The following is a 1,157-nucleotide window of genomic DNA, read 5'->3' as shown; positions in this document are numbered from 1 at the left end:
TCCGGCCGCTCCCCAGGCCGCGACGGCGTCGGCCGCCGAGCCGGTCGCCCAGCCCGCCACGGCTCCCGCCACGGACATCACGAAGCGCGACAGCACCGAGGACCCCCGATGACGACATCGCCGACGCCGCCGACCCAGCCGACACCGCCGACCTCGTACCAGCAGATCCCTCAGCAGCCCTCCGGGCCGTACAACGGCTCCCTCAGCGGCTCCGTCAGCGGCTATGTCTCGCCGATCCCGGCCCGCCGGACGCATCTCGGCGACGCGCTGGCCTCGGAGTGGACCAAGCTCCGGTCCGTACGTTCCACGATGTGGACGCTCGGTGTCATGGTCGTGCTGGTGGTGGGCATCGGCCTGATCGCCGCACTGATCGTGGCCTCCGCGGAGACCCAGATCGCCGACGACGAGTCCGTGCTCGCCCTCGGCTTCTTCGGCGTGCTGCTCGGCACGATGTGTGTGATCACGCTGGGCGTGATGACCATCGCCTCGGAGTACAGCACGGGCATGATCCGTACGACGCTGACCGCGTGCCCCAGCCGGGTCCGGGTACTGGCCGCCAAGGCGATCGTCTTCTTCGTCCTGGTCTTCGTGATCACGGCTGTGACCACGATGACCGTGGCCGCGCTCCAGACCTCGATCGTGGACACCGCCTCGCCCGACGCCGCGGCCTGGTTCCGGGCGACGGTCGGCATCAGTCTCTATCTGGCCACGCTCGGACTGCTGGCCATGGCCGTCGGCGCGCTGGTCCGGCACTCGGCGGGCGCGATCACCGTGATGATCGGTGTGGTCCTGCTGCCGCTGGTGCTGGCCATGTTCATGTTCTCGGACTCGCTCAACGGACTGCGTGACTCGCTGTTCGAGTACTCGATCCCCAACCAGCTCTCGGTCTTCTACACCGACAGGGCGGGCATCGCGAGCACGTCGGGCCCTCGTGGCTGGGAACCGCTGTGGATCCTGCTGGTGGTGACGGCCGTCGCGATGGCCGGCGCGTGCTTCGCCCTCGACAGACGCGACGTCTGAAGACGTCTGGAGACGTCCGGAGCGGGAAGCCTGGAGCGGAACCAGGACAGGCCCGGCCAGGAACTCGCCAGTAGTTGCTAGGGTCTTTCGTTTGGATCAGGCTGGGTGGGGGAGCGCCCGCCGCGGGAGCGGCTGAT

1 protein-coding gene is annotated in these 1,157 nt (G+C 68.9%); it reads left to right on the top strand.

From position 1 onward, the window contains the following. Positions 1-108: 108 nt before the first annotated feature. Positions 109-1,020 carry an ABC transporter permease gene (locus GA0115259_RS37645; protein ID WP_093605071.1) on the top strand — a complete coding sequence of 304 codons (912 nt, stop codon included), beginning with the start codon at positions 109-111 and terminating at the stop codon, positions 1,018-1,020. Positions 1,021-1,157: the final 137 nt, after the last annotated feature.

This window comes from Streptomyces sp. MnatMP-M17 (genome assembly GCF_900091995.1).
Lineage (GTDB): Bacteria > Actinomycetota > Actinomycetes > Streptomycetales > Streptomycetaceae > Streptomyces.
This window is presented reverse-complemented; position numbering and strand designations above follow the sequence as displayed.